15 protein-coding genes are annotated in these 18,495 nt (G+C 71.5%); 7 read left to right on the forward strand and 8 right to left on the reverse strand.

All coding sequences use genetic code 11. The features are described 5' to 3' along the window. Window positions 1-167 precede the first annotated feature (167 nt). Window positions 168-800, forward strand: coding sequence for a helix-turn-helix domain-containing protein (locus O0S08_RS32835; RefSeq protein ID WP_269033343.1), 633 nt, complete (start codon window positions 168-170; stop codon window positions 798-800). A gap of 19 nt (window positions 801-819) precedes the next feature. Further along, window positions 820-1,413, forward strand: coding sequence for a transposase (locus O0S08_RS32840; RefSeq protein ID WP_269041883.1), 594 nt, complete (start codon window positions 820-822; stop codon window positions 1,411-1,413). A 48-nt stretch (window positions 1,414-1,461) separates the two neighbouring features. Here O0S08_RS32840 and O0S08_RS32845 read toward each other — a convergent pair whose 3' ends face one another. From O0S08_RS32845 to O0S08_RS51370, 4 genes are all read right to left on the reverse strand, one after another. Next, window positions 1,462-3,297 carry an NAD(P)/FAD-dependent oxidoreductase gene (locus O0S08_RS32845; RefSeq protein ID WP_269033345.1) on the reverse strand — a complete coding sequence of 612 codons (1,836 nt, stop codon included), beginning with the start codon at window positions 3,295-3,297 and terminating at the stop codon, window positions 1,462-1,464. 70 nt (window positions 3,298-3,367) lie between these two features. Continuing rightward, window positions 3,368-3,961 carry an aspartyl/asparaginyl beta-hydroxylase domain-containing protein gene (locus tag O0S08_RS32850; RefSeq protein WP_269033347.1) on the reverse strand — a complete coding sequence of 198 codons (594 nt, stop codon included), beginning with the start codon at window positions 3,959-3,961 and terminating at the stop codon, window positions 3,368-3,370. An 80-nt stretch (window positions 3,962-4,041) separates the two neighbouring features. Further along, window positions 4,042-4,746: an enoyl-CoA hydratase/isomerase family protein gene (locus tag O0S08_RS32855; protein ID WP_269033349.1), complete on the reverse strand. Its 705-nt coding sequence runs from the start codon at window positions 4,744-4,746 to the stop codon at window positions 4,042-4,044. 731 nt (window positions 4,747-5,477) lie between these two features. Further along, window positions 5,478-5,762: a MerR family transcriptional regulator gene (locus O0S08_RS51370; protein ID WP_371879563.1), complete on the reverse strand. Its 285-nt coding sequence runs from the start codon at window positions 5,760-5,762 to the stop codon at window positions 5,478-5,480. Window positions 5,763-5,928: 166 nt separating this feature from the next. Between O0S08_RS51370 and O0S08_RS32865 the strand changes: the two genes are divergently transcribed. Both O0S08_RS32865 and O0S08_RS32870 read left to right on the forward strand, forming a co-directional pair. After that, complete coding sequence (locus O0S08_RS32865; protein WP_269033351.1) at window positions 5,929-6,990, forward strand: extracellular medium-chain-length polyhydroxyalkanoate depolymerase; 1,062 nt, start codon at window positions 5,929-5,931, stop codon at window positions 6,988-6,990. A gap of 5 nt (window positions 6,991-6,995) precedes the next feature. Further along, window positions 6,996-7,793 carry an alpha/beta fold hydrolase gene (locus tag O0S08_RS32870; RefSeq protein ID WP_269033353.1) on the forward strand — a complete coding sequence of 266 codons (798 nt, stop codon included), beginning with the start codon at window positions 6,996-6,998 and terminating at the stop codon, window positions 7,791-7,793. Window positions 7,794-7,853: 60 nt separating this feature from the next. Here the strand turns inward: O0S08_RS32870 and O0S08_RS32875 are convergent, their stop codons facing one another. Continuing rightward, window positions 7,854-8,951, reverse strand: a complete 1,098-nt coding sequence (locus O0S08_RS32875) for an MYXO-CTERM sorting domain-containing protein (RefSeq protein ID WP_269033354.1) — start codon at window positions 8,949-8,951, stop codon at window positions 7,854-7,856. 1,546 nt (window positions 8,952-10,497) lie between these two features. Between O0S08_RS32875 and O0S08_RS32880 the strand changes: the two genes are divergently transcribed. From O0S08_RS32880 to O0S08_RS32890, 3 genes are read left to right on the forward strand one after another with little or no spacing between them, the layout of a single operon-like run. After that, complete coding sequence (locus O0S08_RS32880) at window positions 10,498-11,895, forward strand: hypothetical protein (protein ID WP_269033355.1); 1,398 nt, start codon at window positions 10,498-10,500, stop codon at window positions 11,893-11,895. Continuing rightward, entirely contained in the window at window positions 11,892-12,953 is a 1,062-nt protein-coding gene (locus O0S08_RS32885; RefSeq protein WP_269033356.1) for an ABC transporter ATP-binding protein, read from the forward strand. Before O0S08_RS32880 ends, O0S08_RS32885 begins: the two co-directional genes overlap by 4 nt. A 21-nt stretch (window positions 12,954-12,974) precedes the next feature. After that, window positions 12,975-14,006: a polyamine ABC transporter substrate-binding protein gene (locus O0S08_RS32890; protein WP_269033358.1), complete on the forward strand. Its 1,032-nt coding sequence runs from the start codon at window positions 12,975-12,977 to the stop codon at window positions 14,004-14,006. Window positions 14,007-14,009: 3 nt separating this feature from the next. Here O0S08_RS32890 and O0S08_RS32895 read toward each other — a convergent pair whose 3' ends face one another. The 3 genes from O0S08_RS32895 to O0S08_RS32905 all read right to left on the reverse strand — a co-directional run bounded on the left by O0S08_RS32895 (window position 14,010) and on the right by O0S08_RS32905 (window position 18,194). Further along, window positions 14,010-14,624, reverse strand: coding sequence for a hypothetical protein (locus O0S08_RS32895; RefSeq protein ID WP_269033359.1), 615 nt, complete (start codon window positions 14,622-14,624; stop codon window positions 14,010-14,012). 332 nt (window positions 14,625-14,956) lie between these two features. After that, on the reverse strand, window positions 14,957-17,254 hold the full coding sequence (locus O0S08_RS32900) for a sigma-70 family RNA polymerase sigma factor (protein ID WP_269033361.1): 2,298 nt from the start codon (window positions 17,252-17,254) through the stop codon (window positions 14,957-14,959). A gap of 37 nt (window positions 17,255-17,291) precedes the next feature. Further along, window positions 17,292-18,194 carry a hypothetical protein gene (locus O0S08_RS32905; protein ID WP_269033362.1) on the reverse strand — a complete coding sequence of 301 codons (903 nt, stop codon included), beginning with the start codon at window positions 18,192-18,194 and terminating at the stop codon, window positions 17,292-17,294. Window positions 18,195-18,495: the final 301 nt, after the last annotated feature.

Here is an 18,495-nt window from a genome sequence, read left to right on the forward strand (position 1 = left end):
CAGCGGCCCAACAAGTCCTCTCGTACAGTGCTCCGGGCCGCTGAGATGGGTTCATATTCGAACACCTGGGTCTTTTTTCAGCACCCTGCTAGTGCTGCCGGGCTGAAAATACCAGAAGTTTGGAGCGAAATCGCCCCCCGGGGTACTTGTGCAGCCGGAAGACCATCATGGCACGGACGGCCCCCAAGATCCTCGTTACCGAACGGCAGCGGCGCATCCTCGACAAGCTGGAGCGGAGCCACAAGACTCCGCAGCAACTGGTCCCGAGGGTGCAGATCGTGAAGTTGTCCGGGCACGGCGTACCGAACAACGAGCAGGCGGTCGAGCTCGACATGGGACCCGAGGCGATCGGTCGATGGCGGCACCGATGGCTGGAGGGCCAAGCTGAACTGGCCGCTGCTGAGGAGAGCGGCGTCAGCGACCTCGAGCTCGAGCGCTTGATCCTCAGGGTACTTGCCGATGGGCCGCGGACGGGCGCGCCGCCCCGCTTCGGGGCACATCAGGTGGCGCAGATCTTCGCGTTGGCGTGCGAGCCCCCGGAGAAGAGCGGCGTCCCCTTCAGTCACTGGACGCCTGGAGCGCTCGCGCGAGAGCTGACGAAGCGAGGGATCGTCGACTCGATCTCTGCGCGCCAGGTCGGGCGATTTTTAAAGGGAGGCCGACATTCGGCCGCACCGGGTCAAGTACTGGCTGCGAAACACGCCCGAGGACCCGGAGCGCTTCGCTGGCGAGGTTCGGACGATCTGCGAGCTCTACGAACAAGCGACGACCTTCCACGGACAGGGCGTCCATCTCATTAGTTGTGACGAGAAGAGCGGCATTCAGGCGCTCGAGCACGCCCGGCTTGCGCTTCCGGTGCGGCCCGGAAAGATCGAGCGCATCGAGTACGAGTACATCCGTCATGGCACGCTCTGCCTGACGGCGAATCTCGAGATTGCCACGGGACGTATCGTGAGCCCAACAATAGGCCCGCGGCGTACCGAGGAAGACTTCGTCAACCACGTCGCACGTACTGTCGATGCCGACCCCGACGCGCGCTGGATCTTCGTCCTCGACAATCTCAACACCCACAACTCGGAGGCGCTGGTGAGATTCGTCGCCGCCCGCTGCGGCCTCGACGTGCGCCTCGGAGTCAAGGGGGAGAGCGGCATCTTGCACAAGATGGAGACCCGCGCCGGGTTCCTGTCGGATCCCTCGCATCGGATCCGGTTCGTCTACACGCCGAAGCACTGCTCCTGGCTGAACCAGATCGAGATCTGGTTCAGCATCCTCGTCCGCCGCTTGTTACGACGCGCGAGCTTCTCTTCTCTCGATGACCTCCGCGAGCGCCTCGTCGCGTTCATCGCCTTCTTCAACACGCGCATGGCCAAACCCTTCAGGTGGACCTACAAGGGCAAGGTTCTGGCGGCGTGAGCGATAACGCGCCACACTTGCGCCCGGCGGCACTAGCGACGTTGAACGCTATTCGGCCACCGCATCGGCACGGACCGTGGGCCGTGGCGCGCGGAGCTTGTGGAGCGCCGTCTCTGCCCAATCGTAGGCGTACAGGGCAGAGAAGAGCCCCACGGCCGCCTGGTGCCGCAGGCGGATCACCCAGCGCAGCCGCCCCTCGAAGGAGATCGGCAGACGCTGGATCCACGATGCCTCGCCGGACTTCACCACGTCGAGCGCCGACAGGGTGACGACCTTGCCCATCTTCAGCAGCGGCAGTCGCCAGAGGGGCGGCAAGGGCTTCGTAAAGCCGACGATGGTCTTGAGGGTAGGCCCGCCGATCCCATGGTCGAGCCGGAACCGCGCCCGCTCCGCGATGGCGGATTGAAGGGCCCGCTGGATCGCCTGCACGCGCTCGGGGGACAGCCAGCGCCAGGCCGTGGTCTGCGAGAAATACAGGCACCGCTCGAGCCGGTCCCGGATCGCTCGAAGCTCCGGCGTCTCCCTCGACGTGTCGCCCTCGGTGTCGATGAGCCAGCGCACCAGGTCGGCGCGCACCGGCCCCGAGGCGAACAGGACCACGAAATCGAGGAGGTGGGAAAGCGCGAAGAAGCGGCTGTCCGCGATGGCCGGCGAGTACTTCTCTCGCACCATGTTTCGCATGATCTGCCAGTCTTGCGCCGTGGCGTCGTTCACCCGATGGATATAGGCCTGATCGAGGCGATGCTCGCGTACGTCGCGCTCGACGATGTTGGCGATGTGCCAGGAGGTCACCATCGCCAGCGAGATCCCCTGGCTGTAGTAGGCGTCGATGATGGACGCGGCATCGCCGACCATGCCGTAGCGCCGCTCGCTCACGAAGGTGTCGGTCAGGTGTTGCACATCGCGGTAGCTGCGAAACTCGAGCAAGGTGTCCTCGGAGATCAATCCGTCCAGCACCGGGTGGCGGCGCATGACGTTCCAGAACTTCTCCCGCAGCGAGGAGCCTGCCGGCGGCAGGCGCTGGTCCCACGTGACCCCGATGCTGATGCGGTCGCCGCCGAGCCGGATGACCCAGATCCAGTACCCCTCTCCCCACATGTGCACCGTAAAGTAGTCACGCGAGCTCTTGTCGCCATCCTCGTCGTTGAACACCCAGCGCTCGCCGAACAGCGCGTCGGTCACGCCGCTGAACTGGCCCCACGCGGCCGTCGTCTGGAAACCGTCGTCCATGGCGACCGCGTGCTTCATCTTCTTGGCCAGGAACCGGTTTCGGCCCGAGCAATCCAGCACCCAGCGGACACGCGCGTTCGACGGCTCTCCGTCCCGGCTGGACGACCAGACGACCGTGTGCGGCCCGTCGCCCTCGTCGAGCAGCACGTCGCGGACCCTCGCAGTGTCGCAGAGCGTGATCTTGGGGTGACTCCGCACCTGGTCGCACAGGAAGCGCTCCAGCTCGGGGCGGACCATCTGCATGTCGAGGAACATGCACCTCGACCACTTGTCGCCGCACAGCTTCTCGTAGAGATAGTGAGGCGGATGGAAATCGGCCTGCGCCCCCCACTCGGACGCCCCCTCGAAGCTCTGCGCGCCCTCCGTGCCGTGCGTCATCCACACGCCCCGCTTGGGGAAGCACTGCGGCAGGAACGGCTCCACGCCGCCGATCGTCCGCAGGAAGGCGTTGGTGAACAACAGCATCGACTCGCCGACCTTGTAGCTCTCTTTTCGGTCGATCAGGTTGTCGACGATTACCACGCGGAGGCCGCGCTTCGCGTACTGGAGGGCGTTGAACAGGCCCAGCATCCCCGCGCCGATGATCGCTACGTCTGCCTCGACGGCCTCGGACACCGAGACCCCGGCCGCGGGATCGAACTCGCCGTTATCCATACCCAGATCCTTTCTTCACTCGTGCCACCGACCTCGGCCGGCGACAGACTCGAACCACCGGAGCGCCGCTTCAACCGCTCACGGGCCGCTGCCCGTTCACATCCTCGCGCGGGTCGCCGTACAGAGAGAAGCTCCGCAGGAACAACTCGCGGAATTGGGCGTTGCCGCGGAGGACGTGCACGATGAGGTGAAAGCGGTCGACCCGGCTGTCGTTGACGACGGAATGCTCGTAGCTGAGGTTGACCGCGAAGGCCCGCCCGTCGGCGAACGGAACCTCATGGACGACGCCTCGATCGCGGTAGAGGAACCGACAACCCGCAGGATGGTTGAGCGCGATCGAGATCGAGGCGAGCTTGCGCTCGCTGTAATCGGCATGGAAGGGGACCCGCCCCCCCGGCCGGAGCAACATCAGCCGGACGCGGCCGAACTGCGCCTCCGGGAACGTGCTCTTGACATAGGCCGTCGTCGCTGGGCAAAGGTCGGCCGCGTCCGTCCACTGGTACGCGTCCGCCTGGCCGGCCTCCGGGACCCCATAGGCTTCGAACCCGAGCGTCTTGTCGCTCCCCAGCCCGTGAAGGGCGAGGGCCTTCCAGCGGCCGTCGGGGACATCGCCCTCGCGGTGATCGACGAAGCGGGGGACGCGGCTCGCGGCCTCGGCGAGCATCGCCTCGCCCGGCGGCGGGATGTCCAGCCGCAGATACGGCATGTCGCTGTGAACGATGGAACCGTAGGAACGTTCGTGATTCATAGCATCTTCCCGAGGTGCTCGGCCCGGGCGCTCGCCGCCCGGGCGACCGCGCCCGTCCACTCCGCGCGCGTGTGTGCGCGTACATGTTCGAGGCCTCGCTGGAGCACCTCGGCGTCGTGCCGCGCCATCCCGTGTGCAGCCGCGAGCGCCAGAGCTCTCAACGCCCCGGCTGGAACGACATGCGACACCAGCCTCCGCCGCTCCGCCTCCTGAGCGCCGATCAGGGCGCCGCCCAGCGCCAGCTCCAGCGCGTGCGCTTCGCCGATTCGCCTCGACACCGCAGGGAACACGAGATACGGCCAGAGCCTCCGCGTGACCTCCGGGAGCCCGAACTGGGCGTCGTCGGCGGCGAAGATGACATCTCCCAGGACGGCGAGTCCGAGGCCGCCGCCGACGGCGTGACCCTGGACCGCGGTGATCAAGGGCTTGGAAAGCCACGCGAACGCGGAGAAGAGCCGCTCGTGCGCGGGGGTCGTCTGCGACGCGCCGGCCTCCTTGAGGTCGAGCCCCGCGCAAAACGACGGACCCTCGCTTTGCAGGAACAAGACCCTGATATCGCCGTCGTCGGCGGCACCTTCGAATTCGGCCAAGAGCCCGTCACAGGTCGCGGCGTCGAGCGCGTTTCGCTTTTCGGGCCGTCTGATTGTTATGATCCGTACGCCACGATCGGTCTCGCCCACTACAGTCGTCTGCCTCACCACGGGCGGCACCCTATCTCTCGATAGAAGCCTCGATCAAGCATTAAGTTCCGCGCGTTCTCGTCGATCGGAGATATGAGGAGGAGGCCGGGGTTTGTCGGGAACGCCGGGGGGTGAGATTGGCCTCGCGGCGTAGGTGCCGGCGGAGCCACGAATGAACAGGGCGAGCGCAGCGCTCAGGAGAGCGCGGTGATGCGGGAACAGCAAGCCCGGCCAGGAGGATCAAGGCTTCTGTTCGGATCCTCTTTATGAGGGCACGACCCGGGTGCCCGCCAGCACCCCCGCGCCACCCCATGTCGAGTCCTGGAGCCTCGCAGGTCCGGGCCCTGGGCCGCGATTCGTGCACCGCGCGCCTCGTCGAGGAACTCGCGGGACGCGCAGGATGATCCTTCGCGTCGAGGAGGCCGGCGGGCTTGCGGTGCTCGCCCGGATGCGGAAAACGCCCCATCGTGATCGCCCGGATCGGTCCATCGCGATCGCGTAGATCGGCATCGTGATCGCGCCGCTCGGTCTTGTGATTGCCCCGATCGGCGTCGTGATCGCGCCGCTCGGTCTTGTGATTGCCCCGATCGGCGTCGTGAACACCGGCGGCAGCGCGACGATCCCGCGGCTCGGTGACCGCGACGACCGAACGATTACGCGGGCAGACGTCGCGGAGCTGCACGAGACGACGAAGGACACGCCCGGCGCGGCGAACGACATGATCATGATGATCGCCAGCCTGTACGCGCGAATCATCGAGGACTGGGAGCTCGCCCCCGCGAAATGGCCGGTGATTCAGCGTCGACCTCGCCGCCGGTCGGCCGCGCCGTCGCGGCCGCTTTGCGGGCCGTCCGCGGCCGCAGGCGGGTCTGAAGCCGCTGGCGGATCTCCCCGAGCCCGAGCCCCTGGGCCCGCGGCGCCTTGATCTCCCGCAGCCGCTCGACGTGCTCGTCACCGAAAGACGTGGAGCCGCGGACCCGGAGTTTTCGGGCGCGGGAGCAGACCGAGGTCGAGGTCGTGATGGATGGTCGAGCGATGCGTGCCGCTGACCCGTGAAAGCTCCGCGATCTTCATCCTCGCCCCCTCCGCGTCGGCCTGTTTTGTATTGCACAATCACCTTTTTTGCATAACTCAATCTTGCCACGTATAGCCTCTGTAGCCCGTCCTGTTGTCAGTTTCCGCCGACCATGCTAGCCTCCTTCCATGGCGTTCTCCGTGCGGCAGTCGTGGTCTGGTGCCCTCGCCCTCGCGCTCGTCGCCTGCGGGACCGCCGGCGGCTCGACGACGGCCGAGTCACCTGTCTCCGGGGACAGCTCGTCGACCGACGACACCACCACCGCGATCGCGCCCACCGGCCCTGACGCGCCGACGACCGCGCCCGACGTGAGCAGCACCAGCGACGACGGCACGACCGCCGCGAGCACCACCGACGCCACGACGACCACCGCCACCACGACCACCACCGCCACCAGCGACACCACCGCGGCCACCACCGAGGACACCGGCGCCGTCCCGGGCTCGCGCTGCGAGGAGACGGCCACCACCATCACCTGTCCGAAGATCACCGTCGAGCTCGGGCCGTGGCAGCGCGACGTGCATTATCAGGTCCCGCTGGGCGAGCCGCCCGCGGGCGGCTGGCCGGCGGTGCTCATGTTCCAGGGCTCGTTCTTCACCGCCGAGGTGACCTGGATCGCCACCGACGACCTGCCCTTCGGCGCGTGGTACCAGACGCACGTGGTCAAGCACCTGCTCGACCACGGCTACGCGGTCATCACCCCCGAGGCCAAGCTCGACGGCGGCACCTTCTGGGACACCAACATCCCGCCGTACTCGTTCAACTGGGAGTCGTCGGAGGATCACGCGCTGATGCTGCTGATCTTCGCCGGCATCGAGGAGGGCACCTTCGGCCCGCTCGACGCCGGGCGTCTGTTCGCCACCGGCATCTCGAGCGGCGGCTACATGACCAGCCGGATGGCCGTCTCGTACCCCGGCAAGTTCCGCGCTCTGGCGATCGCTGCCGGCTCGTACGCGACCTGCTCGGGCCCGCTGTGCAGCGTGCCCGACCTCGACGACAGCCACCCGCCGACGCTCTTCCTCCACGGCGAGATCGATCTGACCGTCCCGCTCGTCACCGCGGAGGCGTACTACGACGAGCTGCTGAAGTCCGGCGTCGACACGCGGCTGGTCACCGAGCCCGGCGAGGGACACGCGTGGATCTCGCCGTCCCCCGAAGAGGTCCTGGCCTGGTTCGACGGCCACCCCTGATCGCCATGTTCGCCCGCAATCACCACACCCACATCTATTATGAAATCGGCGGCCGCGCCGACGGCCCGCCGCTCTTGCTGCTGCGCGGCCTCACCCGCACGATCCGCCACTGGGGCCCGCTCCTCGACGACCTCGGCGCCAGCTTCAAGACGATCGCCATCGACAACCGCGGCGTCGGTCACAGCGACAAGCCGTTCGGCATCTACTCGACGGCCACGATGGCCGACGACGCCGCGGCCGTGCTCGACCACGCCGGCATCGATCGCGCGGCGGTGTTCGGCATCTCGCTCGGCGGCGCGATCGCGCAGCAGCTGGTCCTGCGTCACCCGCCGCGTGTGCGCCGGCTGGTGCTCGGCTGCACGCGCGCGAGCGGCAAGGACGGCCCGCCCGCCAGGCTGTCGACGGTCCTGACCTTGCTGTCCGGCCTGTGGCTGCCCGAGGCGCGCGCGCTCGAGCGCACCACGCCGCTGGTGCTGTCGCCCGAGTTCCTGCGCGAGCACCCCGAGATCGTCGGCGAGTGGCAGCGGCTGGCCGAGCGCTTCCCGACCCGCCGACGCGCGCTGATCGGCCAGCTCGGCGCCGTCTTGCGCCACGACACCCGCGCGCAGCTGGGCACGATCTCCGCCCCGACCCTGGTCGTCAGCGGCGACGCCGACCGCCTGATCGACGTCGCCTGCTCGTACGCCCTGGCCGCCGCGATCCCGGGGGCCCGGCTCGAGCTGCTGCCAGGCGCCGGCCACGACATCCCGGCCGAGCGCCCGCTCGAGCTCGCCGAGCTGCTGCGCGAGTTCTGCCTGCAATGAACGGACATGTTCTGAAGAGCATGTCCATTCAGACATTCTCCATGGAACATGTCCCATCAGTCACGAGCGGCGCTTGATGAACGCCAGCCCGAGACCGAGCACGAACAGCAGGAAGCGGCCGGCGTCGCCCGGATCGCCGCCGTTGCTGCTGCAGGCGCAGCCCTGGTCGCCGCCGTCGCCGCCGGTGGCGCCGCCGCTGTCGCCGGTCCCCTCGCTCCCGTCGCCGGTCGAGTCGCCGGAGGTGTCGCTGCCGCCGGTGGTCGGCGCGGTGTCGTTGCCGGTCTCCTCGCCGGTCGTCTGCGGCACCTCGCCCGCGCACGGGCTGCCGGGCACGCCGTCGGCCTCGGTCCAGTCGGGCTCGGGGGGCGTGTCGACGTCGGGCCCGAGCCCGTCGGCGCGGGCGAAGCAGGCGGGGCACAGCTCGAACGGCTCGGCCGCGTTGCCGGCGGCGTCGAAGGCGGTCACCTCGAGGCAGACGTCGTTCACCGGGTCCGCGCCGCCGAGCTGCTCGGTGACGAGCGACAGCGGGACCACCTCGGCGCCGGCCTCGACGAGCACGGTCCTGCGGAAGCCGAGGTCGCCCTCGCCGTCGGGGTCCCAGGCGATCGTGAACAGCGACGGCTGGCCCGGCTCCGGGTGCGTCTGCGTCAGGTGGACGTAGAGGGTCAGGTCGCTGTCGCTCATGCAATCGCCGCCGCTCGAGACGAAGTCCGAGTGGTCGTAGACGGCGAAGAAGGTCGAGTCGACGAGCGGCTGCGGGGCGCTGAGGTCGTGCGGGCCTGCGGTATAGGTGATGGTGACCGGCTCGCACTCGTCCCCGCAGAAGGACCCGGACACGACCACTGTCTGGCCCTCCATCGGCGTCGGCTCGACGAGCACGGCGAGGCCCGGCGCGACGTCGTCGAACGGCGCGGGCACCAGCGCCGCAGGCTCGCCGTCGACGGTGACGGTGACCCCGCCGAGGCTGATCGCAAACCCGTCGAACAGGAGGGCGGCGTTGCCCGGATAGGTGTCGCCGTCCTCCGGCACCGAGCGCTCCAGGCCCGGGTCGGGCGGCGCACAGGCCTCGGCCGGACGCGCGAGCAGACCAGAAAGGGCACACGCGCCGATCAGCGCGGTCGCCTCGAGCAGACGACGAAAGCGAGAGGTCTTGAGCATGACGCCGGCTCCTTGCAAGGGTCGATCGCTGGCCGCGATCCCGAGGGATTTTCGCCGGTTGCAGGCGGATCACGAGGCCCCTGGTGACGTGCCGCATGGCGCGGCTGTCCCGGTCGCGACGCGCACGCCGGTCCGGGGCCCGCACTCGCGGGCGTACGTCCGCGATGCCCCGATGCCGACGCCGACGCTCGCGAATGACCTGTCCGATGAGACATCTGCGCGCGGGATAAACATGTCCCAAGAGACATGTTAATCTTGCGAGCGAGGCTCACCGCGACGAGCGTCGCACGGCAGATCCGGGCCCCGGATCGATACGCGGCGAGGGTCGCGGGGCCGGTGTCCGGGACGCCCTGTCCCCTCAGACAGTTGCTCGGACTTCGTGAGGGGTAGGGTGCTTCGAGGCGGCGATTGCCTCGTCCTGCGCAAACTCGGTGCCAGGGCGTCCCGGCCCCCGTCCTCCGGGAGCTCTCTTGAAAGCGGAGACTGTCGGCTCCGCCGAGCTCCGGGGCCCGGATCTGCCTGAACCTCGAGTGTCACACCTCGACGAACCCGGCGCAGAGGCTCCACGTCTCGAGACAAATTCGCACCCTTCACCCGCCTGCTCGACGAGGTCGTCTCGGGCAGAGCAGAGCCGTATGTCCCGAGAGACAGTTCACCTTCTCGCGACCGAAGCTCACCGCGACGAGCGCGACACGGCAGATCCGGGCCCCGGATCGAAACGCGGCGAGGGTCGCGGGGCCGGTGTCCGGGACGCCCTGTCCCCTCAGACAGTTGCTCGGACTTCGTGACGGCCGCCGCGCTTCGAGGCGGCGATTGCCTCGTCCTGCGCAAACTCGGTGCCAGGGCGTCCCGGCCCCCGTCCTCCGGGAGCTCTCTTGAAAGCGGAGACTGTCGGCTCCGCCGAGATCCGGGGCCCGGCTCTGCCTGAACCTCGCTCGTCACACCTCGACGAACCTGGCGCAGAGGCTCACGTCCCGAGACAATCAGACCTGCCCACTTGGCGCCACGCGACCTGTCCGATGAGACATCTCGCGCGGCCCTTCCGTCTTCCGGCCGCCCAGGTCGGCATGTCCCGAGAGACAGCTTCACACCGACGAGCGCCGCACGGCAGACCCGGGCCCCCGATCGATACGCGGCGAGGATCGCGGGGCCGGTGTCCGGGACGCCCTGTCCCCTCAGACAGTTGCTCGGACTTCGTGACGGCCGGCACCCTTCGAGGCGGCAATTGACTCGTCCTGCGCAAACTCGGTGCCAGGGCGTCCCGGCCCCCGTCCTCCGGGAGCTCTCTTGAAAGCGGAGACTGTCGGCTCCGCCGAGATCCGGGGCCCGGCTCTGCCTGAACCTCGATCGTCCCCCCACGTCTCGAGACAGCAAGGTCGCGCGGCCTCGGTGCTGCGACTGTTGCTGTGAACATCGACCGCCACCCCCGACCACCCGCGGCACTCGCTGCACCAAAACTCTCGCGAGAGTACCGCTCATCCCCGCGCGCGTGCCGCCTGCGTTCCGCACTCTCACCACGGCGGCGATTTTCGCTACTCTCGCCGCCGTGCCGCGCCCGCACCCTCCGCTCTGGCTCGTCGGCCTCGCAGTGTGGGCGATCGCCGCGCTGGCCATTCCTGCGGCGGGGCTCGTGCTCGCGGCGGCCGAGTCGGGCGCGCCGGTCATGCTGCCGGCGCTGCTGGCGATCACTGCGGACAGCCTCCTCCTCGCGGCCGGCCTCACCGCGCTCGCGCTGGCGCTCGCCTACCCGCTCGCGCGAGCAGTCACTGCGCCGTGGCTGTTGCTGTTCGTGATGATCGCGCCGCTCGCCCGCGCGATCGGGGCGCTCGCGCTCGGCATGTCCCCGGGGACAGGTTCCGTCGCGCTCGCCCGGCTCGCCGGCGACGTCCCGCTGGCCGCGCTGCTCCTGCGCGCGCGGCTGCGGACCCGCCCGCGCAGCTGGCTCGACGCCGCGGCCGACCTCGGCGCCGGGCCGTGGCGCCGCTTCGTCGTCGTCGAGTGGCCGCACCTGCGCCCCGCGTACCTGCTCGCCGCGGTCTGCATCGGCCTGCTGGCCCTGGGCGACGCGACGATCGCCGCGGTCGCCGGCGGCGGCAAGCGCTACACCCTCGGGCTCGCGCTGCGCGAGGCGGTGCTGCTCGACGCCCACCCGCGGCGGGCCGCGGCGATCGCCGCCATCTTCGCCGCGATCGCCCTGCCGAGCGCGTGGGCGCTGGCGCGAGGGCTGCGCGCGGCCGGGCGCAGCCGCGAGGGCCGCGATCCGCCGCCCGCCCGCGCCGGCCTGGCGATCCTCGCCGTCTGCGCCGCGCCGATCGCCGCCCTGGTGGTCCCGGCGGTGACCTGGCCTTTGGGACAGGGAGATGCCCTCCTGCTGCGGCAGCTGCCGGCCACCCTCGCCGGCGCCGGCGCCTCGGCCGTGCTCGCGGCGGCCATCGGCTGCGTCACCGGCCTGGCCGCGCCGCCGCGCTGGAGCCCCGCGCTGCTGCTGCCGCTCGCGCTGCCGCCCGCGGTCTACGGCGCGGCCTGGCTGGTGACCGCGCAGCAGCTCGGCTGGGGCCCCGGCAGCGGCCTGACCTTTGTGACATTGCTCCCGGGACAGGTCGCCATCGCCCACGCCGGCGCCACCGCGGCCTTCGCCGGCGCGGGGCGGCTGGCCGACGCCGCCCGCGATCTCGGGGCCGGTCCGGCCGCGCGGGCGCGCTGGCTGTGGTGGCCGCTGGCGTGGCCGATCGGCGCCGCCCTGGCGCTGGTGGCCTTCGCCCTGGCGATCGGCGACGCCGGGGCCGCCGCCTTCACCTCCGGGCCCGGCGGCAGCACCCTCGCCGTCGGCCTCGAGATCCTCGGCCGCGGCGGCGACCTCGGCGCCGTGCCGCGCTGGGCCCTCGGCCTCGGCCTCGTCCCCTTGCTGGCGGCCGCGCTTGCTGCTCTCCTGCGCCGGCGATGACGCTCTCGCTGCGCGCGCTGACCAAGTCCTACGCCGGGCGCCTCGCGCTCGCGGACGTCGGCGTCGAGCTCCCCGCGGGCGGCTACACCTGCCTGATGGGCGCCTCGGGCTCGGGCAAGACCACGCTCCTGCGGATCGTCGCCGGCCTCGAGCGCCAGGACCGCGGCAGCGTCCTGCTCGACGGCCGCCCGCTCGACGACTTGCCCGCCGAGCGCCGGCCCGTCCACACCCTGTTCCAGGACTACGCCCTGTTCCCGCACCTCGGCGCCGCCGACAACGTCGCCTTCGCCCCGCGCCTGCTCGGCGTCCGCGGCCCCGAGCTGACCGCGCGCGTGCGGGCCCTGCTCGCGGATGTCGGATTGGACATGTCCTTCGAGACACGCAGGCCCGCCGCCATGTCCGGCGGCGAGCAGCAGCGGCTGGCCCTCGCCCGCGCGCTGGCCGGCGAGCCGCGCTGGCTGCTGCTCGACGAGCCGCTGGCCGCCCTCGACCGCCCGCTGCGGGCCGGCCTGCGCCGCCTGCTGCGCGCCGTCACCCGCCGGCGCGGCCTCGGCTGCCTGCACGTCACCCACGACCCCGAGGAGGCGCTCGCCCTCGCCGATCGCCTGCTCGTGTTCGGCGACGGCCGGCTGCTCGCCTCCGGCGCCCCGGCCGAGCTGTACGCCGCCCCGCCGTCGCTGGCCGTCGCCCGCCTGCTCGGCGAGGTCACCCCGGAGCCGGGCGGCGACGGCTGGCTGCGCCCCGAGCACCTGCGGCTCTGCCCGCCCGATCGCCCGCCGCTTCAGGACATGTCCCTGGGAACCTATCCGAATCGACATGTTTTGAGCGACATGTCCCAAGAGTCCCTCTCGGTCCCCCTGCCCTCCGAACCGGCCCGCGCGTCCGGCACCGTGGGCGCGGTCGCCTGCCTCGGCGATCGCTGGGAGGTCGAGGTCGAGATCGGCGGCCGCGTCCATCTGTCGCGGATCGGCGGCGCCCCGGCCTGCGCGCCCGGGCAGGCCGTCGTGGTCGCGTGGGACCCGGCGCGCGTGCTGCGGTTCGCCGGGCAGCCCGCCTGAGGTTGTGGCATGGTGCCGGCGATGCAGGGCATCAGCCGCCGCACCTTCCACCGCTTGCTCGGCGCCGGCGCGTGCGCCACCGCCTGCTCGGGCGGCTCCACCCTGGCGCTGTACAACTGGGGCGACTACCTCGCGCCCGAGGTCCTCGAGCGCTTCACCGCCGCCACCGGCGTCCGCGTCACCCAGGACTACTACCTCGCAGAGGCCGAGCTGGTGGCCAAGCTCGCCAGCGGCGGCGCCTACGACGTCGTGTTCCCGATCGACTACGTGCTCGAGCGCATGCGCAAGCAAGCCCTGGTGGTCCCGCTCGCGCGCGACAAGCTGCCCGGCCTCGCCAACCTCGATCCGCAGTTCGGCCCGTGGATCGCCGCCGACAACCAGATCTACGCCGTCCCATACCTTTGGGGCACCACCGGCATCGGCTACGACAGCGACCGCGTCGACCCGCCGAAGTCGTGGAAGGCGCTGTTCGACCCGCAGTACGCCGGCAAGCTCAGCGTCATCGACAGCAAGGGCGACGTCTTCGACCAGGCCCTGCTCGCCGCCGGCATGGACATCAACAGCACCGACAAGCCCGCCATCCGCGAGCGCGTCTATCCGCTGCTGCGGGCCCAGAAGGACCTCCTGCGCGCCTACGACAGCAACCCCGCGCGGGCGCTCGTGTCCGGCGAGACGTGGATCGCCCAGATCGACAGCGGCGACCTGTTCCGGGCCCAGAAGCAGCGGCCGAGCCTGCGCTACGTCATCCCCGACGAGGGCGCGGTGCTGTGGATCGACTATCTGGCGATCCCCGCCACCGCGCCCCTGCCGGGCGTCGCGGTCCGCTTCCTCGAGTTTTTGCTCGACCCCGAGGTCGCCGCGATCAACGCCAACGCGCTGCGCTTCGCCACCCCGAACCTCGCCGCCCTCCAGCGCGGCCTCGTCGCCGACGCCGCCGACCCCGCGCTGTACCCGTCGGCCGAGACGCGCAAGAAGCTGTTCGTGTCCGAGAACTGGTTCGGCCAGACCGAAGCAGTCGTCGACGAATTGTGGCTCGAGCTGCGCCGCGCCTGAGCCTCACGCGCCGCAGGCGTCCGGCTGCGCGCAATCCTGCTCGATCTGCTCCGTCTCGGCCAGGTCCACGAGGTCGGCGCAGGCGCACGTCTTCTGGCAGCACAGGTCGCCGATCGTGGTCAGCGGCACGCACACCGCACCGGTCCCGCAGCCGGGGATCGGCGGACAATCGGCGTGGCCGTCGCACGGGCTGGTGCAGAACGACTCCGACACCACGAATTCTTGATCGAGCACGCAGCGCGTCCCGTTGCAGGTCGACCACGGCCCCTCGCAATCGCTGTCGTCCGCGCACCACGGCGGCTGCTGCTCCCACTGGAACAGGCAGATGCCCCCATCGCAGTCCGGCTGGAGCGACACGGCCCTGGCCTCGATCGAGTGATCGAGCTCGAGCTCGCACGGCGCCCCGTACTCGCCCTCGGCCGGCCCGCCGCCGTCGGTCGGCACGAGGCTGGTGGCGCTGGTCGCAGCATTGCCGTCCGTATCGCTCCACGCCGACGACGCGCTGACATTCGTCGCCGGACCGTCGGTGGAGAGGCTCTCGCCGATGACCTCGGGGGTCAGGACGCAGCCGCCGAACAACAAGCTCGAGATTGGGAAGATTCGTATGCAGTGGTTCATACCCTGGTAAATCTCCGGCCCCCGCCTCCGTCAGCGAAAATTCGCCGGCTCGCGATGAACCGGGCGACGCGCCGGCCGCGAAGGGGAGCAGGCAGGAGCGGCTGATTCGCCGGAGGACGCAGCGACGCCGACAACCACCGACGACATTCGGGCTCGACCCGTCTCCTGGCACCGCGGACCCGCGGCCGCAGCCACGAGCTGGTTCCTCCGCGCGTCCGTCCCCGGCGGCCGGCTGCGGCCGAGCCTCGCCCGGGCACAGCGACGCCGCCGCAGCGACGAATTGGTGTCTCGACGCCACCGCCAGCGACGAGCGGATCTATCGGCGCCGCGCATCAGTCCTCGGCGGCGGGCCCGGGCGAATTCTCGCCCGGGCACAGCGACGCGGCCTTGCGGGCCAGGGCGGGCCGCTCGGGGGTGAGCCGCTCGATCTCCGCGCGGGCCGCTGCCATCTGTCCCGAAGCACATGTCGCGACGATCTGCGACAGCCACCGCTCGTCGCGCAGCGTCCCCTCGGGGAACTCTTGCGCGTGGGTGGCGAGCAGCGCGATCGCCCGGTCCCACGCGCGCCGGCGGATCGCCCGACGCGCCTCACCGATGAGCCCGGCCTCGCGCGCGAGCCCGTCCGCCGATGCCTGGGTCGTCGGCGACGACAGCGCGGCCGCAGCCGGTTGCGCCGGCGGCGTCGTCCCGTCCGCCGGGCCTGTCGGCGTCGTCGACGACGACGGTGCGGCCCCGGCCAGTTGCCCCGGCGGCGTCGCCCCGTCCGCCTGTGACCTGTCCAGGACACCTCCTCGACCCAGCGGCGCTCGCTCGCTCGCCTCGCCGGGGCTCGTCCCATCGGGCTCGCCGCGCGACGCTCGCCCCTTCGGGCCCCGGCGGGACGTCACGCCCTCGCCGCCGCCGGTGGAATCTGCAGTCACACCCGCCGGCGACCTGTCCTTGCGGACATCTGCCACGAGTCGCGCGCCCTTGTTCACCCCGGCCTCCGCGGAACGCGCGGCCGCCCTCTCGCCGCCGCCCGGGCCGGTCGCGGACTCGTCCGCACCGACCGCGACCGCCGAGCGTCCCGGGGCCGCCAGCGACCCGTCCGGGCGGACATCCTCGCCCTGCAAGCCCGCCGGGCTCGTCCCCCCCCTGCTCCAGCGGGCCTCCTCCGCCCTGCCCTGCGCGCCCGCGGCGCCCGCCCTCAACCTGTCCTCGCGGACATCCTCTTCTCCGCCGGACGGACTCCCGGCGCCGCGGCCCGCCGCCCCGCCTCGCAGAGCCGCGCCTCCCCACCTGTCCCCGAGGACATCCTCGCTCTCGCCCTTCGGCCCACCCGCGCTTCCCGACCTGTCTCCGGAGACATTCTCTCTCTCTCCCTGCGGCCCGCCCGCACCTCCTGACCTGTCCCCGGGGACATCCTCTCTCTCTCCATTCGGCCCGCCCGCGCCGCCCGACCTGTCCCCGAGGACATCCTCGCTCTCGCTCTGCGGCCTGCCTGCGCCCCCTGACCTGTCCCCGAGGACATCCTCCGCCCCGCCTTGCCGCTCCCGCCCGCCTCTCGACCAGGCCGCAAGAACCGCCACCTCCCCGCCTTGCGGCCTCGCGAGCACATCCTCGGCCCCGCCCTGCCGCGCTTCCGCACCCGCGACAACACCGTCCGCGCCGCCCTGCTGCTCGCCCGCGAGGGCCTCGCCCTGCTCGTCCGCTCCCGCGTCCGCGACAGCCGCCTCGTCCTCCCGCGCTTCTGCACTCGCGAGCACCGCCGCCGCGCCCCGCTTCCTGGCCTTGCTCCGCCCGGCGCTCGCCTGCTCCTCGCCATCCACGCCGACCTGCGCCCCCGCATCCGCCCGGGCCCGGCCCGCCTCGAGCAGGGCGGCCCCGGCCCCGAGCACCGCCAGCAGCACCGCCCCGATCGTCGCCGGCAGCTGCGCCCCCACCACCCCCGAGATCATCGCCATCAGGCCGCCGCCGGGCACCCCCGCCGACGCCGCAACGGCTGTCCCTCCGGACATGGCCCAAATACCAGGTACAAGCAATCCCGCCAGCACCCGCTCGCGCGCCGCCGGCGACGGCTCGTGGGCGCGGCGGGCCCGGCCGAGCAGCGCCTCGCGCTCGACCGCTCGCTGGTCGCGCAGGCGGAGCCGGGCGCAGCTGCGGTCGAACTCCTGTCGGGCCGCGCGCAGGCGCGAATACACCGTGTTCTCCTTGATCCCGAGCGCGCTGGCGATCTCGCCCGCGGTCTGCTGCTCGAGCTCGGCGAGCACGAACACCGCGCGCTTGTCGTCGTCGAGCCGGGCCAGGAATCGCTCCAGCAATTCGGCCGCCTCGCGCTCCAGCAATTGCGCGTCGTCGTCGGCCGCGCGCGGGGCCGGCTGGTGGGTCAACGCCTGCACCAGCCGCTCGCGCCGCGACGCCCCGCGGCGGAAGCGCCAGGCGATCCGGCGGACGATGCCGAACAGCCAGCCCTGCACGTTCGTGATCGGCGCGTCGGCCCGGCGCAGGACCACCAGGAACACCTCCTGGGCCGCGTCCTCGACCGCCGCGGCGGGGACCCCCAGCCGGCGCAAGTTCTGGTGCACGAAGGTGTAGTGGGCGCGGAAGAACGCGGCGAACGCGGCGATCCGGTCGGGCGAGCAGGGGGGCATGGCTACAGGGATCAATCTCCGGCGGCGGCGGCTTTCGTCAGAAAAAAAACACCGCCACCGACGCGCCGAAGCGCAGCCCCACGGGCGGCACCCGGTACAGCAACGCGGCCCCGTCGGCGACGGCGTAGCCCCGCTGCGTGAACGCCAGCACCGCCTCGACGTCGGCGCCGAGCGCGAACCACCGGCGCCGCCACTGCGCGCCCGTGCCGACCACCCCGGCTGCCCACAATCCCGTACTACGAACATTGCGGGTGGTGAAGCCGAACCCGCGCGCGGTCAATGCCCCGAGCTCGAGGCCGCCGCACAAATGCAGCGACCACGCCGCCCACGACCACCGCGGGCAGCCGCGGATCGCCGCGGCCGACAGCTGCAGCTCCAGGCCCGCCGCGGGCGCCTCCGCGACCCGCAGCGGCGACGCGAAGGTGTGATGAAAGCGAAACTCCAGGCGCGCCCCCGGCCACACCACCGCCAGCCCCGCCTGCAGCCCCGGCGCCGGCCGGCGCGGCGGGCCGAGGGCGCCGACCGCCGCGACGAAACCACCGACCGCGGGCGGCGCTCGCACGGCCGGCGCCGGCGTCCGCCGCAGGCCCGGCGGGATCTCGTCGTCCCGCGCCGGCCGGCTCGTCGCGCTGCCGTCCGGCTCGGACGCGACCGCCACGATCACCGCGGTCGCGTCGGCCAGCGGCCCGCAGCTCGCGTGCTGCACCCGCCGCTGCTCGACCTCGTCGCCGGCCCGCACCGACAGCTCGAGCGAATAGCCGGTGTCGACGACCGCGATCGCGGCCTCGGCGACGACCGGACGGCGGTCCCCGACCGCCGCCAGGCGCTCGGCCGCCGCGACGACCTCCGCGGCCGCGGGGCACCCCGCCACCTCGGGCCAGCGCAGCTCGAGCCAGCCCAGCTCGGCGAGGAGGAGCGACGCGAGGGCGGCGGGGAGCACGTCGGAGGAGTATGCCCGCGAATGCGAGTCGGCGCCCCCCGTACGCCGGCGCGGAACCGACCGGGCCCCGCGCCGACCCTCCGCATTGATCGGTCCCTCGCTCGGAGAGGCACTCAGTCGCCAGCGTGCGTCCCCCGATGATTGGCGCGAGGACACCGTCGATTACGAGCGTCATCGACAGACCATTGGGGTCACTTCTCCTCGCATCGAGGCCCCATCTGCGGCCGCCGCACTGCATACACCCGAGACGCGCGAATCGACGCCTTGACGCTATTTGCCGCGCAATGATAAGGCCGCTGCC

This window comes from Nannocystis punicea, from assembly GCF_026965555.1.
Lineage (GTDB): Bacteria > Myxococcota_A > Polyangia > Nannocystales > Nannocystaceae > Nannocystis > Nannocystis punicea.

Coding starts and splice junctions, on each gene's coding strand:
- O0S08_RS32835 (WP_269033343.1), top strand. CDS start 168: ATGGCACGGACGGCCCCCAAGATCCTCGTTACCGAACGGCAGCGGCGC.
- O0S08_RS32845 (WP_269033345.1), bottom strand. CDS start 3,297: ATGGATAACGGCGAGTTCGATCCCGCGGCCGGGGTCTCGGTGTCCGAG.
- O0S08_RS32850 (WP_269033347.1), bottom strand. CDS start 3,961: ATGCTCGCCGAGGCCGCGAGCCGCGTCCCCCGCTTCGTCGATCACCGC.
- O0S08_RS32865 (WP_269033351.1), top strand. CDS start 5,929: ATGGCGTTCTCCGTGCGGCAGTCGTGGTCTGGTGCCCTCGCCCTCGCG.
- O0S08_RS32870 (WP_269033353.1), top strand. CDS start 6,996: ATGTTCGCCCGCAATCACCACACCCACATCTATTATGAAATCGGCGGC.
- O0S08_RS32875 (WP_269033354.1), bottom strand. CDS start 8,951: ATGCTCAAGACCTCTCGCTTTCGTCGTCTGCTCGAGGCGACCGCGCTG.
- O0S08_RS32885 (WP_269033356.1), top strand. CDS start 11,892: ATGACGCTCTCGCTGCGCGCGCTGACCAAGTCCTACGCCGGGCGCCTC.
- O0S08_RS32890 (WP_269033358.1), top strand. CDS start 12,975: ATGCAGGGCATCAGCCGCCGCACCTTCCACCGCTTGCTCGGCGCCGGC.
- O0S08_RS32895 (WP_269033359.1), bottom strand. CDS start 14,624: ATGAACCACTGCATACGAATCTTCCCAATCTCGAGCTTGTTGTTCGGC.
- O0S08_RS32900 (WP_269033361.1), bottom strand. CDS start 17,254: ATGCCCCCCTGCTCGCCCGACCGGATCGCCGCGTTCGCCGCGTTCTTC.